This is a genomic window from Peribacillus frigoritolerans (assembly GCF_040250305.1).
In the GTDB taxonomy this organism is placed as follows: domain Bacteria; phylum Bacillota; class Bacilli; order Bacillales; family DSM-1321; genus Peribacillus.
Genome location: NZ_CP158190.1, coordinates 4184340 through 4200112, shown reverse-complemented (window position 1 = coordinate 4200112; position 15773 = coordinate 4184340). Strand labels below are relative to the sequence as shown.

The 15773-nt window shown below is 39.4% G+C and carries 12 protein-coding genes; 5 read left to right on the top strand and 7 right to left on the bottom strand.

The window, feature by feature from the left end; translation table 11 throughout:
• The first annotated feature begins 7 nt into the window (after window positions 1-7).
• Both phnW and phnX read left to right on the top strand, forming a co-directional pair.
• Window positions 8-1102, top strand: coding sequence for a 2-aminoethylphosphonate--pyruvate transaminase (gene phnW, locus ABOA58_RS20535; protein ID WP_350299785.1), 1095 nt, complete (start codon window positions 8-10; stop codon window positions 1100-1102).
• Entirely contained in the window at window positions 1099-1914 is an 816-nt protein-coding gene (gene phnX / locus ABOA58_RS20530; RefSeq protein WP_350299784.1) for a phosphonoacetaldehyde hydrolase, read from the top strand. The genes phnW and phnX overlap by 4 nt, the downstream gene beginning before the upstream one ends.
• 243 nt (window positions 1915-2157) lie before the next feature.
• On the opposite strand, the gene ABOA58_RS20525 is transcribed toward phnX, so the two are convergent.
• Window positions 2158-3513, bottom strand: a complete 1356-nt coding sequence (locus ABOA58_RS20525) for an APC family permease (protein ID WP_350299783.1) — start codon at window positions 3511-3513, stop codon at window positions 2158-2160.
• Between the two features lie 347 nt (window positions 3514-3860).
• On the bottom strand, window positions 3861-4982 hold the full coding sequence (locus ABOA58_RS20520; protein WP_063594453.1) for an alanine dehydrogenase: 1122 nt from the start codon (window positions 4980-4982) through the stop codon (window positions 3861-3863).
• Between the two features lie 396 nt (window positions 4983-5378).
• On the opposite strand from ABOA58_RS20520, the gene ABOA58_RS20515 reads away from it, so the two are divergent.
• Together ABOA58_RS20515 and ABOA58_RS20510 are read left to right on the top strand one after the other, a co-directional pair.
• Window positions 5379-7043, top strand: coding sequence for a PucR family transcriptional regulator (locus ABOA58_RS20515; protein WP_350299782.1), 1665 nt, complete (start codon window positions 5379-5381; stop codon window positions 7041-7043).
• Window positions 7044-7429: 386 nt separating this feature from the next.
• Window positions 7430-8494: an NAD(P)/FAD-dependent oxidoreductase gene (locus ABOA58_RS20510; RefSeq protein ID WP_350299781.1), complete on the top strand. Its 1065-nt coding sequence runs from the start codon at window positions 7430-7432 to the stop codon at window positions 8492-8494.
• A gap of 60 nt (window positions 8495-8554) precedes the next feature.
• On the opposite strand, the gene ABOA58_RS20505 is transcribed toward ABOA58_RS20510, so the two are convergent.
• From ABOA58_RS20505 to ABOA58_RS20490, 4 genes are all read right to left on the bottom strand, one after another.
• Window positions 8555-10501 carry an ABC transporter permease gene (locus tag ABOA58_RS20505; RefSeq protein ID WP_350299780.1) on the bottom strand — a complete coding sequence of 649 codons (1947 nt, stop codon included), beginning with the start codon at window positions 10499-10501 and terminating at the stop codon, window positions 8555-8557.
• Window positions 10491-11252: an ABC transporter ATP-binding protein gene (locus ABOA58_RS20500; RefSeq protein WP_048689374.1), complete on the bottom strand. Its 762-nt coding sequence runs from the start codon at window positions 11250-11252 to the stop codon at window positions 10491-10493. The genes ABOA58_RS20505 and ABOA58_RS20500 overlap by 11 nt, the downstream gene beginning before the upstream one ends.
• 100 nt (window positions 11253-11352) lie before the next feature.
• Window positions 11353-12357, bottom strand: a complete 1005-nt coding sequence (locus ABOA58_RS20495) for a sensor histidine kinase (protein ID WP_350299779.1) — start codon at window positions 12355-12357, stop codon at window positions 11353-11355.
• Entirely contained in the window at window positions 12354-13043 is a 690-nt protein-coding gene (locus ABOA58_RS20490; RefSeq protein WP_054400643.1) for a response regulator transcription factor, read from the bottom strand. The genes ABOA58_RS20495 and ABOA58_RS20490 overlap by 4 nt, the downstream gene beginning before the upstream one ends.
• 145 nt (window positions 13044-13188) lie before the next feature.
• Between ABOA58_RS20490 and ABOA58_RS20485 the strand changes: the two genes are divergently transcribed.
• Window positions 13189-13530, top strand: coding sequence for a zinc ribbon domain-containing protein YjdM (locus ABOA58_RS20485; RefSeq protein ID WP_350299778.1), 342 nt, complete (start codon window positions 13189-13191; stop codon window positions 13528-13530).
• Between the two features lie 53 nt (window positions 13531-13583).
• Here ABOA58_RS20485 and guaC read toward each other — a convergent pair whose 3' ends face one another.
• On the bottom strand, window positions 13584-14567 hold the full coding sequence (guaC, locus tag ABOA58_RS20480) for a GMP reductase (protein ID WP_034309334.1): 984 nt from the start codon (window positions 14565-14567) through the stop codon (window positions 13584-13586).
• Window positions 14568-15773 lie beyond the last annotated feature (1206 nt).

Below are 15773 nucleotides of genomic sequence, written 5' to 3'. Positions count from 1 at the left end.
AAGTTAAATGAATACCTATAAACTATTAACGCCTGGACCGCTGACCACTACAAGTACGGTGAAACAGGAAATGCTTGTTGACCGCTGTACGTGGGAAAATGATTATAAAGAAATCACACAAAAAATCAGATCCCAGCTTCTTGAATTGGCATATGCTGCAAACGGAGAATATACGGCTGTACTTATGCAGGGAAGCGGCTCGTTTGTTGTAGAATCTGTGCTGACGACAGCACTTTCAAAATCCGATAAAGTGCTGATCATTACGAATGGCGCATATGGAAAGCGGATTGTGAAAATGGCGGAGTGCATCGGTCTGAATCATGTTGAATATGGCGTTGAGTACAATGAATATCCAAAGGAAGCTGAAATCCGGAACATTTTACTGGATGATCGTGACATCACACATATAGCGATGGTTCATTGTGAAACGACGACAGGGATTTTAAATCCGATAGAGATGGTTTCGAAGATATCAAACGAACAAGGGAAATCCTTGATTATTGATGCGATGAGCAGCTTTGGCGGAGTGGAGATGAATGTGCCTGAACTCGGAATTGATTATTTGATCAGCAGTGCGAATAAATGCATTCAAGGAATCCCCGGTTTTGGTTTCGTCATTGCAAAGCTTGAGAAATTATTGGCTTCTGAAGGCAATGCCCGCAGTTTGTCCCTGGATTTATATGATCAGTGGAAAGAGATGGACAAGGATGGGAAATGGCGCTTCACATCTCCAACACATGTAGTGGCCGCCTTTGCTAAAGCGCTGGAAGAATTAACGGAAGAAGGGGGCATCCCAGCGAGATTCACCCGTTATAAAAATAATAATGATAGGCTGAGGGAGCTGATGGGGAAATTGGGCATTCATGCATACATCTCACCTGATAAACAATCGCCTATCATTACAACATTCCTTTTTCCATCTGAAACCTTTGATTTTGAGGACTTCTACAATTTCATCAAAGAGAGGGGCTACGTAATTTACCCCGGAAAGCTGACTGACATAGATACATTCCGGATCGGCAATATTGGCGAAATCCATGAAGAAGATATCGAGGAACTTGGCAGGATCGTAGAAAAATATATGAAAGTGGTGACAGTATGAATAAGGTAGAGGGAATCATTTTGGATTGGGCTGGAACAGCAGTGGATTTTGGATGTTTTGCACCAGTGAATGTTTTTGTTGATATTTTTAAGAATGCTGGACTGGACGTGACGATGGAGGAAGCCAGAGCTCCGATGGGCATGCTGAAAATCGACCATATTCGTGCGATGCTGAACATGCCAAGGATATCTTCGTTATGGGAGGAACAATACGGAAGGCCATTCAATGAGGAAGACGTTGAAAAACTATATGCTGAATTCGAACCGGCATTGATGATGTCATTGGCGGATTATACAGATCCCATTCCAGGGGTTATTGAGACGGTGGAAGCACTAAGGAATCGCGGCCTGAAGATTGGATCGACAACGGGATATACGGATACAATGATGGAGGTCGTCGTAGCAAATGCTTTGAAAAAAGGGTATGGGCCGGATTTCCATGTAACCCCGGATACAACCCATTCAATTGGCAGGCCTTATCCTTACATGATCTATCGGAATATGGAAAAATTGAAATTAACGGCATCATGGAAGGTAGTGAAGGTAGGCGATACCATTTCCGACATGCAAGAGGCAGTGAATGCTGGAGTATGGTCGGTCGGAATCATTGTCGGAAGCTCCGAGATGGGATTGAGTTTGGATGAGTATACAAGTTTGCCAGAACGAGATAAACAAAACCTCATCTCTAAAACGGCAGATATCTTTATGCAAAACGGCGCAGACTTCACCATCAAAACGATGGAGGAACTACCTGAACTCATAGATCGCATCAACCTTCTTATAGCAGACGGGAAAAGACCTCGTTCAAGCTAACTTTCATCCGAAGAAAGTGCAGAATCTTTCATCCTTGAGTAGGGATGAAGGATTGCTGCACTTTTTCACTGAGTTCTATCCCGATTCTCTTTATTTCTTTTTAGAATTTTGAGGATTGATTTACGACATCAATTTCGTTAGATAACCATTCGATAGATTAATTCAGTAATGACCTGTAGGTCTCATACCGACAATAGTTTGTGTCTAAATCCGTTTTTCATCTTTTTTATAAACATCGTGACTTTATTTTAAATCTACACTATAATTTTCTTCGATTTTCAATACTGGCGGCTGTTTTTTAAGTCCTTTTGTCAATACAAGTAAATAAATGAAACCTATTATTAACCAACTTACTCCAAGTACTTTTGAGTGCACATCAAGATTCACAAGTAGTAAAATATCAAGAGCAGCTCCAATAATAGGAACAAATAAATATAAGACAGTTCCTTTTACCGAACGTTCTCTATTTCTAATATAATAATGAGCAATTACGGCAATATTAACACAAGTATACGCAAGAAACGCCCCGAAATTAATAAATGATGCTACAAGATCTAAACTTAAAAATAAAGCAAGCAAAGAGACAAAACTAATGATCAGTATATTATTTACGGGTGTTTTATATCTCGGATGCAGGGTGCCAAAGAACTTTTTAGGAAACTGTCCATCTCGCCCCATCGTATAGAGGACTCGTGACGCACTTGCCTGGGACGACATGGCACTACCCAATACAGCTAATGCGTAAAGCGCAAGATATATTGAGTACATCACCTTTCCACCAACAAGTTTAATAATTTCGTAGGCAGCCGAATCAGGATTATTAAATGTGTTATACTCTGGCCATACTAGATACGAGAAATATGAAACACTTGTAAAGATTAAACCACCACCAAGAGTAATTAAAATAACTGCTCGGGGAATTGTTTTCTTAGGGTTGACTGTTTCTTCCGCAAACGCTGTAACTGATTCAAACCCAAGGAAACAAAAGCATAATAATGCTGCTCCAGCTATTGTATAAGAAAAGGGTTCTTTCGAATTATAGAATGGCTCAAGAGATAAAAGAGTTGCTGTGCTTTCGCCCATAAAAATTTCCTTAATAGAAAAACCTATAAAGATAAGGATAAAAAGTAAAGCGAAAATCGTTATGAATGCGTTTACATTTGTGGCAAACTTCAATCCTTTAATATTAATAAAAGTGACGAGCACCAGCATACCTGAAATCCAGATGTAACTTGGAATTGTTGGAAAGGCTGCTGAGAAAAAAATACCAAATACTAAATAATTCACCATTGGCATAAATAAATAATCCATTAAGATCACCCATCCGACAAGAAATCCAACAGAGGGATTGATCGATTTTTGCGTATAAACATAAGCAGAACCGGAAGATGGAAACGCAATTGCCATTTTCCCATAACTGTAAGCAGTAAACATCATTACCACTAGAGCAACTATCATTGCTCCCGGAACCATACCGTGAGAAATATTAGCCGCAATACCATATGTAGTAAAAGCTGTGGTTAACCCCATAAATGAAAAACCAAACAACACAACTGGAATGAGTGTCAGTGTTCTATCTGTTTTCATTAGCTTTGACATGTAAAATACTCTCCTCTTTTACCTGATTTAACCTTTCACAAGAAATGGGATCTGAATTTTTACTTCCATAGCTATTTTTAATACGTGTTTTTCTAGAAATCATAAAAAAGTCAGTAAGATGCGGAGCCTGCTTTGAATTATCCATGAATTTGTTGTCTTGTTTCCCCATTCCTCGTAAGGAATTCCGTCTGCAGAATAACAAAGATAATTCCTGCAAAAATCTTCTCGCCGGCATCTTTACTGACTCCTGGAATTTCTTTAATAGCGACCTGTTCAATAACGTGTACACCAATTTCTAATCAATCGAAATGAAACGTAGAATATGAGATGACTCTAAGGACGCTTTATTATTTTGACAATAGTAACTCCGTTTTTATATCTGTATAAGGCATGTTATGATTGATCCCAACTTCGTGATGAACAATTTCACCGTTCAAAGTGCTGATACAATTTCTTACTATTACATCATTTTCTACAACCTCTTTCAAACCATTATTCGCAATGTTCATAATATATGGGCCGGTTGTCATCAGCATCATGTTTGTCGAGGTTTGTGGACATAGAGCCGGCATATTCGGGACACAGTAATGTAGGACTTCTTGTTCGTAGTAAACTGGATCCTCTAAAGTCGTATAACGTGAGGTTTCAATTATACCCGTTCCTGCAATATCAATAATAATAGAATTAGGTTTCATCTTACTGACCATCTCTCGTGTAATGAGAGGCTCGGTTACCCCTGGCATCGGATAAATTGTATTAATTAAAACATCACTTTGAATAAGTTCTTCGAACATCATATCTTTATCCCAACCCAAAATGTCCACCTGTGGCAACTGATTGTTCAAATAATCAATGCGTTTCATTGATGCTTCCATGATGGTTACATTCAATCCAAGACCCACAGCAACTTGCGCAGTATTGAGTCCAGCATTGCCACCACCAAGTATGAGTACATTGCTCGAAGGTAAACCGGCCAGTTTCCGGAGAAGTATTCCTTTTCCGCCATAACCATATTGAGCATATTTGACTGCTTCAAGCATTGCTAATGTTCCTGCAATTTCACTCATTGGTTTAATCGTAGGTCTTGTCCCGTCAGGTAAAACGATTAATTCCATTGATAATGAAATTGCTTTTTTATCTAGTAATGCCTGTGTCATTTCATGATTTACATCTTCCGCCAAATGAAACCATGCCATTATCATTTGATCTTCTTTAAGAAGGCCGTATTCATAGGGTTGAAGTTCCTTCACTTTAACAACAAATTCTGCCTTCTCATAAATTTCGTCAATCGTGTTTACTATTTTTGCTCCAGCCAAAACATATTTCTCGTCACAAAAACCACTAGCTTCACCTGCCATGCTTTGTATTAGTACTTCATGACCGTAAGCTGTTAATTTTTTTACCCATGTTGGATTTAATCCCACTCTAGTCTCTGCAGTTTTTAATTCTTTAGGAACTCCTACTATCATTGTTCATTCTCCTTTTTAATTGCATTTAATTTATTGAACATTCTAAAATCTTACAGGGGAATGATAGCCCTTTCATTAGACACGGGGTTAAATTTATATTAGTTTTTTTTTAACCTAGCACTTTTGGTCTTCTTGAACTTTTAGGAATATAGCATTGGGGAAAAATAATAATTTTTCCATTGTTTTCTATTGGTCATTTTAAGTTTCAGTACTGCACACATATAACTGATGAAATATAGTGTGAATTATGAAAGATTATCAGGTTGATTAAGGTCTTTCATCAAAGCACGTAAAGGGGTTAAACAGAGATAGGGTTCCATATTTTATGGGCTTAGACTTTCTAGTATAGTTATAATAAGATGATACAGCTAACTATTATAAAATGAGGAGGTACATATGCTTACAGTACAAGATGTTCTTAAGCGCCCACTCTTTTCAAAGACGGAGGTAGTTGCGGGGGCAAACGGGTTGCACCGTCAAGTCAAATGGACACATGTCCTTGAAATTCCGTTTTTTGATGATACCATCTTTCAGGGAGGGGAACTGATACTCTCCACCGGATTTGGGTTTGAATGGAGAGACTCCTCTAATACTTCATTTTTGTTAAATCTTATTGAACGTAACGCTTCATGTTTATGTATAGAACTTGGACACCACTTCGAAAAGGTGCCTAAAGAAATGATCGAGATGGCAAATGAGTATAACTTTCCGATTATTATTTTCAAAGAATTCATAAATTTCGTCGAAATAGCACAGGATCTACATTCGTATATCATTAATGCTCATCATGAGAAGTTGGTTACATTAGATTCTATTTCAAGAAAGTTCCATTCATTGTCACTCACAACTCATGGGTTATCCAATATTTTAAAGTTGTTGCAACAGAAGACAGAAGCACCAATTATCTATCTTCCTATAGATGGAACACCTTTTTCGATTCCAGGATTGAAAAATGAATTCATGGAAAAGCTACTTCAAACCATTTATGAAGATAAAGAACACTGGCATGACCGAATTACAAATGATTCGCCCGTTGAATGGAAGGCATTAAACCATACTATTCTTCTCCAACCGATCGGAGCAATGGATCAAATCTGGGCGTACCTTGTTATGGTTTTAGATCGTGAATCGGATGAATTTGATTACCTAATCCTTGATCGTGCTTCTCTAGCGATCTCACAAGACTTATTGCGCAAACATTATTTGGATGAAAAACGATTACGGTTAGAATCTACATGGCTAAATGATTTACTTTATAGACGCATCAATAATGAGGAACAAGCAAGGGGATTTATTTCGTTAAAATCTAAGCACGCTTCTATACGTTATCGAATTGCAATCGTTGATATCGAAGATGTTTTTCATCCGTCTACATTAAGTTTATCGGATGAAGAAAATGAATCCGCTATTTATCATTATTCTTTAAAAATTCGATCTGGGTTCGCAAAACATTCTTTTACACCCTATATCACATCAGTGAGAAACCAGATCATTGTATTAGCTATTGATCTTGGAACTGCCGATTCCTCTAAGGCCCGCTTCTTGAAAGTGATCAATGCCTTGCTATATGTTAAAGAAGGTGAATCTAGCCAAATCCGTATAGGCGTTGGGCGACAATACCAGTTACTTTTGGATGCTCATACTGGTTATCGAGAAGCGCAGTTAGCTTTAAATTATCGTACGTTTTCAACAAGTGCCTTTTACGAAGACCTTGGCATCTTTCGGCTGATACAATTAATTCAGCATGATCAAGATACAGTCCATTTTATTGAAGACTATCTCTCTCCTTTAATATCCTATGATAAGGAATATGGAACGGAATTGCTTCTGACTTTAGCAAAATACTTTGAGCTTGATCGCTCAAAGAAGCTTACTGCTCAAAGATTGCATGTTGTAAGACAAACACTCTATCATCGGCTGGAAAAAATAAAAAAGATTCTTGATCTTGATTTTGATATGCCGGAGAACAGATTAAACGTTGAAATGGCTTTGAAAGCATATCAACTCATACAGCAAGGGGAAGTAGTTATCAACCGCCAACCACCATTACACCTACAGTAATAAATCTAATACGTTATTTTGAGATAACAGCTGATGTGATACGTTTAAAGGCATAATGATACTACAAGCAGGAGTATTTCGTAGCAGCCATCACTTGCAAGTTTTATTTCCCTTATTAATACTATCAATAATTAGGTTAAGACAGAGGATAAAAGTAATTTAGGAATAATATTCATCAATGTCCATACCCGTACTCCAATATTCCGTTTACCATTCATACGCACTTAATGAATGGTAAGTTATAGTGATTGGAAATAAAAAACTCTGTTGATTTTTAAAATGAACAGAGTTTTTTAATAAATCCATATTGTAAAAAGTGAGAAAAGGGTGTACGATTAAATGAGAATGATAATCAATCACACTTGATTACCGGGGAGTGGACGGAAATGGAACAGCAAGATTTATTTGATGTAACGGTTATTGGAGGAGGGCCAGCAGGCCTTTACTCCACTTTTTATAGCGGACTTAGAGAAATGAAAGTTAAACTGATTGAATACCAGCCACGGCTAGGCGGGAAAATTCATGTCTATCCGGAGAAAATGATTTGGGATGTTGGAGGGCTGACACCCACTACTGGGGAAAAATTAATTGAGCAGCTAGTGGAGCAAGGTTTAACATTCAATCCAACAGTTGTCTTGAATGAAAAAGTGGAATCAATCACACGTAATGAAGAGGGGATCTTCGTTTTACATACGGCTTCAGGTCAAACGCACTATTCCAAGACGATCATTGTCGCGGTTGGCGGGGGAATCCTGAATCCGCAAAAGTTGGAAATAGACGGAGCAGAAAGGTTTGAAGTCTCCAATTTAAACTATACTGTTAAGTCCTTCAATCGTTTCAAGGATAAGACGGTGATCATTTCAGGCGGCGGGAATTCTGCAATAGACTGGGCAAATGAATTGGAGCCCATCGCCAAAAAGGTGTATCTGACATACAGGAAAGATAGTTTAGCAGGACATGAATCACAAGCAAAGCAATTGATGGAAAGCTCTGCTGTTTGTTTCTTGAATACGACGATTACAAAATTGATCGCCTGCGATGATCATGAATCAATTGAACATGTTGAACTGACGAATCAAGCAACGGGAGAGGTTTCTTACTTACCGATCGATGAGGTCATCATCAATCATGGTTATGAGCGTGATACATCGCTGCTTCGAAATAGTAAAGTGGACATTGCCATTGCCGACAATTATTATATTGAAGGTACTTCTGCAAGTCAATCCTCGATGGATGGAATATACGCTGCCGGTGATATCTTAAAGCATGAAGGTAAATTGAACCTGATAGCAGGCACTTTTCAAGATGCAGCAAATGCCGTAAACAAGGCAAAACAATATATCCAGCCTGACGCTCACGGAGTAGGAATGGTTTCTTCCCATAATGAAATCTTTAAAAAGCGCAATAGGGAATTGATCAAGGAAATGATGAAACCGGCTGGGGTACTTTAAAGGGAAACGGAAAAAAACTCCAGGGCCTCATTGGCCCTGGAGCTTTTAGTATCTTCGAAATTATAGAGATTCTTTAATGACCTTCTTGTAATGAAATACGGATAGGATCCCGAAGATCGAATACAATGCCGTGTATAATGCCATGACGATGATCATCGGTGTCCAAACTTCGGTCCCGAAAAAGAACCATCCTGATTGGACTGCGAAATAACTGTGAAGCAGCCCGACGACTAAAGGAATGCCGAAATTGAAAACTTGTTTTGCTTGGATTCCTCTTAGTAAGTCACCACGCGTGAATCCCAGTTTTCTTAAAATCGTATAATTGGATTTTTCCCCTTCACTTTCATCCATTTGCTTGAAATAAAGGATGCATCCGGATGTGATGAGGAAAGTTAATCCCAAGAAGCCGACGATGAACATCATAAGACCCATATTCTTCTTCTGGTTGGTGAAATTTTCTAATTGGGAATCATTTACATGTTCTTCTTTAAAATTCATTTTACTGAATAGATCATTCGCTTTTTCAAGTTCAGCTTCATCCTTCACATCAATGCCGATATTAACGGATGATACTTTTTGGATTTTCGGGTCGACATCCTTTTTCAAACGGTCGAATATCGTTTGGTCTACAATGGCAACGGGCAATCCGCCACTCGTGAAGTAATAGGACAGGAAGGTATCATCATTCAAACCCATATATGTTTGTGGAATCACTTCATTTTTGCCCTTCAGTTCAATCTTTCCGGAATCCTTTAAGGATATGACCTTCTCCATCATACTACTGTATCCGCTGAAAAGGGTCTCATCTTCAGCAAGGTTGATTCCTTTAACGGATTCATCACTGATGACGGGAACGGTCATGATGTCCGAATCGAAGTTCACTCCTTCGAGGCTCGTTTCCATTATTTCCTTTACATTGACATCCACTTGAATGACGTCAATCACCTTTGCGTCATAATCAATTTTACTGTCTGATAAAGCTTCTTTGAATGCATCTGCATCTCCCTTATCCGTCATCGAAAAATCGGTAGGGATACTGCTTTGTGCCATTTTCTCCGCTGAGTAGTAGGAGATATAGCTTAATGATAATAAACCGATTGCCAAAGCGGAAACGGTCGTGATGATCGTCAATAATATCGCATTCGATTTCATCCGGAACATGATGGATGAAAGGGACAATACTTCATTGATGTTCAAATAGCCATTTTTCTTTTTACGGATGATATTAAAGATGAAGCTTACAGATCCTTTATAGAATAGGTAGGTACCGATGATGACGGTTGCCAGAATGACGATCATGGCCATGAAAAGCTCGGTCATCTGTGTAAATGCTCCATCGAATAATTTGGATGAAACGACATAGCCAGCAATGATCAGGATGATCCCGAATATCCCGATGATCATTTCGAACATCGAAACCTTTTTCACTTTTCCTTCCGTCATTGAAGTCACTCTAAATAATGATAGAATGGTTTGCCTTTTAATGAAGGCATAATTCATCAACATGATTAAAAGATAGATGGCGCTAAAAACGAGCACGGTTTGCACTAGCGGCTGAAAAGAAAATGTAAGAGTCGCGATTGCCTCGACAACCATTATTTTAAATAGGATCATGATGATCAATTTTGAAGCGGCAAACCCTACAAAGATTCCCAGGAATACGGAACAGAAATACAGGATCAGGTTTTCCACACTCAGAATACGGAATATCCTGTTCTTCGTCATGCCTATCAATTGGAATAGGCCAATTTCTTTACTGCGTCTTTTAATGAAAATGCTATTGGCATATAAAAGAAATATGGAAACAATCGCAACAAGCAGGATTGATGCAGCCTTGATGGAGGCGGCACCTTTTACCGTCCCCTCCGCTTCATCCAGCGCTGGGTCATATTGCAAGGTGACGAAAGCAAAGTAAAGGGAAGCGCTGAAGATCAGGGCAAACACATACAGATAATAGTTCTTCAGATTCTTTTTCAGATTTCGCAAGATGAGTTGATTAATGCTCATTTTGAACCCCTCCCAATACACCTTGTGTTTTCATGATGTCCTTGAAGAAGGTTTGTCTTGATTCTTCACCTTTATTCAATTGTGTATATATTTGTCCGTCTTTAATGAAAATGACTCGGCTGCAATAACTGGCGGCCACGGGATCATGGGTTACCATGATGATGGTCGCTTTGTGCTTTTTATTCATTTCGCTCAGTTTGTTCAGTAAATCGGAAGCTGATTTGGAGTCAAGCGCCCCAGTCGGTTCATCCGCAAAAATGATGCTTGGATCATGGATGAAAGCCCGCGCTGCAGACGTACGCTGTTTTTGACCACCGGAAATTTCATTTGGGTATTTATCCTTCACTTCATATATGCCCAGTTCCTTCGCCACGCTATCAAACTTTTGTGCCGCTTCATTATTGGGCGTTTTAGTAATGGATAAGGGCAAAAGGATATTTTCTTTGACAGTCAATGTGTCCAATAGGTTATATTCCTGGAAAATGAAGCCCAAGTGGTTCTTACGGAATTCGGCCAAATTCTTTTCTTTCATTCCTGAAATCTCTTTACCATCGATCGTAATGGTGCCGTTGCTGATTTTATCGATCGAGGAAAGGACATTCAGCAAAGTCGTTTTTCCTGAACCGGAAGCACCCATGATACTTACGAATTCACCTTCTTGTATGCTTATATCGAGACCCTTTAATACTTCTTGTTTATTGAATTTATTACCATAGCTTTTATGGATTTTTTTCGCTTCTAATATATTCATTTGGATACACTCCTTTTTTTCTATATCCTCATTATAAAAGGCCATGTATTTCTTTTCCTTCGTTTGGACGAACAAAGAATAAAAGCATGTGACACTTTTGTCACATGCTTGTGATATTCACGAAATCATTTCTTTTTGGGAAGGTCAAGGTAACGGTCGTCCCGGTTCCAAGCTCTGATTTCACATCAATGGTGATGAATAGGGACTCGGCCGCATTCTTGGTTAAATATAACCCCATGCCGGTTGCCGCATTGTCACGATGGTTTGTCGTGGATGTAAATCCTTTATCAAATATGCGGGATAAATCCTTTGGGTCAATGCCCCGTCCGGAATCCTTCACTTCAAGAACCGTTTGTCCGGCTCGCTCATGGCTATAAATCGTGATATCTGAGTTCTCACTGTATTTAATGGAGTTGGTCAAGAGCTGCCTCATGATGAAGGCCAGCCATTTGGCATCACTAAGCACTTCGGTTACGTCCAATTGTATGTCGAAGCCGATTCCTTTTTGAATGCACCATGATCGCAGCGTTTTAATCTCATCAAAGATTATTGTTTCCAAATCGGTTTTCTCTATATACAAATCATTTTCGATAAAAGGCATGCGCCTTTGATGGAGCTGCTGATCAAGAAGAAGATGAATGCGCAGCCACTCATAAGTCAAGTGTGATTTCAGCAATTCATCATCCAAGCGGTCAATCATTAAATGCATCGCCGTCAATGGTGTCTTCACTTCATGAATCCAAGATAATAATTCATCCTTCTCCTGCTCTAAAGTCATTCGGCCGATTGCTGCGGATTGCTTCAATATTTCGGTTTGGTTAATGATGCTGTTTTCTATGATTTTTTCGAAAGGGCTTTCTGGTTCGGCTATATTCGTAATATCCAGGTTGTCTTCCCGCGCTTCTAAACTTTTATAAAAAAATGTTTCTTTTTTATAGCGGAATATCAGAAACATACTGAATATGAGCAACGATAAAAAAACAATATACAGTATTGGCCTTAACGGAATGGCTGAATCAAGATAGGCGACAAAGATAATGAATAGATGAAGAAGTATGTAGAATGTGATCCAGCTGAACCTTTCCACGAGATATTTTCTGATCATGCATTTGCCTCTTCCACGGCGATATAGCCCTGTCCGACCTTCGTTTCGATAAAATGCCCTAAGCCCAGTTCATCCAACCTCTTTCGTAAACGGTTCACATTCACTGTAAGGGTGTTATCGCTTATGAAACGTTTGTCATCCCATAAGCTGTTGATTAATTCTTCGCGGCTTACGATCTTGTTTTTCTGTTCAATGAGCTTTTTCAAAATGAAAATTTCATTTTTCGTCAATTCGATTGTGCCCGTCTCGGCCGATACCGTGTTCTTCTCATAATCCACAGTTGCGCCGCACCAGGTTTTCAACTCGATCTTTTCGGTATTGTAATTATAGACACGGCGAAGTGTGGCCTGTATCTTCGCGATGAGTACATCGAAATGAAAAGGCTTCTGGATAAAATCATCGGCTCCAAGCTGCATGGACATCACCATGTCGGTTGGATGATCGCGTGATGATAAAAAGATGATGGGAACATTGGAATGGGCCCGGATCATTCTGCACCAATGAAATCCATCAAACTTCGGCAACTGTATGTCAATGATGACCAAATCAGGTTTTATGTCCGTGAATTCCTGAACCACTTTACTAAAATCGCCGATTCCGTAAATATCATAAGACCATTGCGCCAATCTATCTTTAATTTCATTGAATAACGTCGTATCATCTTCTATCAAAAGAAGTTTAAACAATGGGTTCACCGCACTTTCCAGCTTTTTCTTAAAAGTATATAGTAAAACCTTTATAGGTTCTAGAGGAGGGGAGGTAATAGACTACTGGTTGTGTGTAAACCATTATTATATTAAAATTGGCATAATGAATGGAGGAAGTGAATTTATGCCTGATTTTCCTAATTGCCCTGCATGTGATTCAGAATATACATACGAAGACGGAAGTCTTTTTGTTTGCCCGGAATGCGCCCATGAGTGGACGATGGAAGCGGAAAACGAAAATGGTGATCAAAAGAAGGTTATCAAAGATGCTAATGGAAATACCTTGAATGATGGTGATACCGTTACGGTAATCAAGGACCTTAAAGTGAAAGGGAGCTCATCCGTCTTAAAAATGGGCACTAAAGTCAAAAGCATCCGTCTAGTTGATGGAGATCATGATATTGATTGCAAGATTGATGGTTTTGGTGCAATGAAATTAAAATCCCAATTTGTTAAAAAGGTATAATGATAAAAAACGGCCTAATCCATTGATTAGGCCGTTCTTTATTACGTTCCTTCTTAATAAACTTTGTCACCGTTAAAGATTGAATTCTTTACGACCACATAATCCACGTTCCTGATGGCTTCCAACTTGGTTCCGCCTGCATATGAAATGGAAGACTGAAGATCTTGTTCCATTTCCTTCAACGTATCTTCCAAAGATCCTTTGTGCTCGACAAACATCTTTTTGCCTTCAACGTTTTTCTTTTCACCTTTTTGGAATTCAGAAGCTGAACCAAAGTATTCTTTAAAGGCTTTTCCATCTTTCTCGATCGTTTGACCTGGAGATTCTTCATGTCCGGCAAATAGTGATCCGATCATGACCATCGAAGCTCCAAACCTAACTGATTTGGCAATATCACCGTTTGTGCGAATGCCGCCGTCAGCAATGATTGGCTTGCTTGCCGCTTTTGCACACCAGCGAAGTGCAGCTAATTGCCAGCCGCCTGTTCCAAATCCAGTCTTGATTTTAGTGATGCATACTTTCCCTGGTCCAATGCCCACCTTTGTAGCATCTGCACCGGCATGTTCCAATTCACGTACCGCTTCAGGAGTTCCCACATTTCCTGCAATGACAAAACTTTCAGGTAAATGTTTTTTAATATGCTGTATCATCTTTATCACGGCATTGGAATGTCCGTGTGCAATATCTATCGTAATGTATTCAGGCACAATGTTGTCATTCGATAATTGTTCGATGAATCCGTATTCTTCTTCTTTAACGCCGACACTGATTGAAGCGATCAATTCTCTTGAATGCATGTCTTTAATGAAAGTCAGTCGTTTTTCTGGCTCAAAACGATGCATTACATAAAAGTAACCGTTTTCAGCCAAGTAAATGGCAATCTTTTCATCAATGATCGTTTGCATATTGGCAGGTACTACAGGTAACTTGAATGTATGTTTACCTAGAGTAACGGATGTATCACACTCAGAACGGCTATTTACTACACATTTTGCAGGAATTAATTGAATATCTTCATAATCAAACACGTTTTCCATGTTATGCACCTCTATATACGAATATTTTTGTCTTTTTTAATAAAAATTGTTCGCCCATTAGGTAATGTACATCATTTTTGACAGTAAGTCAAAATTTTTATTGGTTTTATTTTGATTTTATTTCAGCTAGATGGAAAATCCGTAACAGGATAGGAAGCGAAATAGACAACGAAAATGATTTCCACTCCGGCACTCGCTTTCCGCGGGCGGGAGTCTCCTCGGCGCGCCTGCTGGGTCTCTCATGCCACGCTTTTCCCGCAGGAGTCTCGTGCCTACCGTTCCAATCATCTTTGTGTTAAAAGATAGGTCTTCTTTATCTACAAACTGGATAATATTTGTTTGCCAACATTTTTTTGTGGGTTTGTAAAATGGGAACGTTGATTTCCACTTCAGGCACTCGCTTTTCCCGCAGGAGTCTCGTACCTTCCGTTCCAATTAACTTTGTTTTATTTAGAACCCTTTTGTCTACAAACTAGATAATATTTGTTTGCCAACATTTTTTTGTGGGTTTGTAAAATGGGAACGTTGATTTCCACTTCAGGCACTCGCCTTCCGCGGGCGGGCGGGAGCCTCCTCGGCGCGCCTGCGGGGTCTCCCATGCCACGCTTTTCCCGCAGGAGTCTCGCGCCTTCCGTTCCAATCAACTTTGTGTTTTAAAAGAAAAAACTGCAGGCCGGGCTCATCTAAACCATGTTTAAGACTAGTTTATCTTTCATGTTTTTTTCCTGTACTCCTTAATGGATGGAAGAAATTTGCGACACTCCTGCCGAATAACTGGCTAGCCGAGACCCCACAGACGCTTGCGTCGAGGAGGCTTGGCAGACAGTCGGCGGAAAGGGAGCGGATTTCTGAAATCAACTGGAATTTTTAAAAGAAAAAACTGCAGGCCGGGCTCATCTAAACCATGTTTAAGACTAGTTTATCCTTCATGTTTTTTTCCTGTACTCCTTAATGGATGGAAGAAATTTGCGACACTCCTGCCGAATAACTGGCTAGCCGAGACCCCACAGACGCTTGCGTCGAGGAGGCTTGGCAGACAGTCGGCGGAAAGGGAGCGGATTTCTGAAATCAACTGGAATTTTTAAAAGAAAAAACTGCAGGCCGGGCTCATCTAAACCATGTTTAAGACTAGTTTATCTTTCATGTTTTTTTCCTGTACTCCTTAATGGATGGAAGAAATTCGCGACACTCCTGCCGAATAACTGG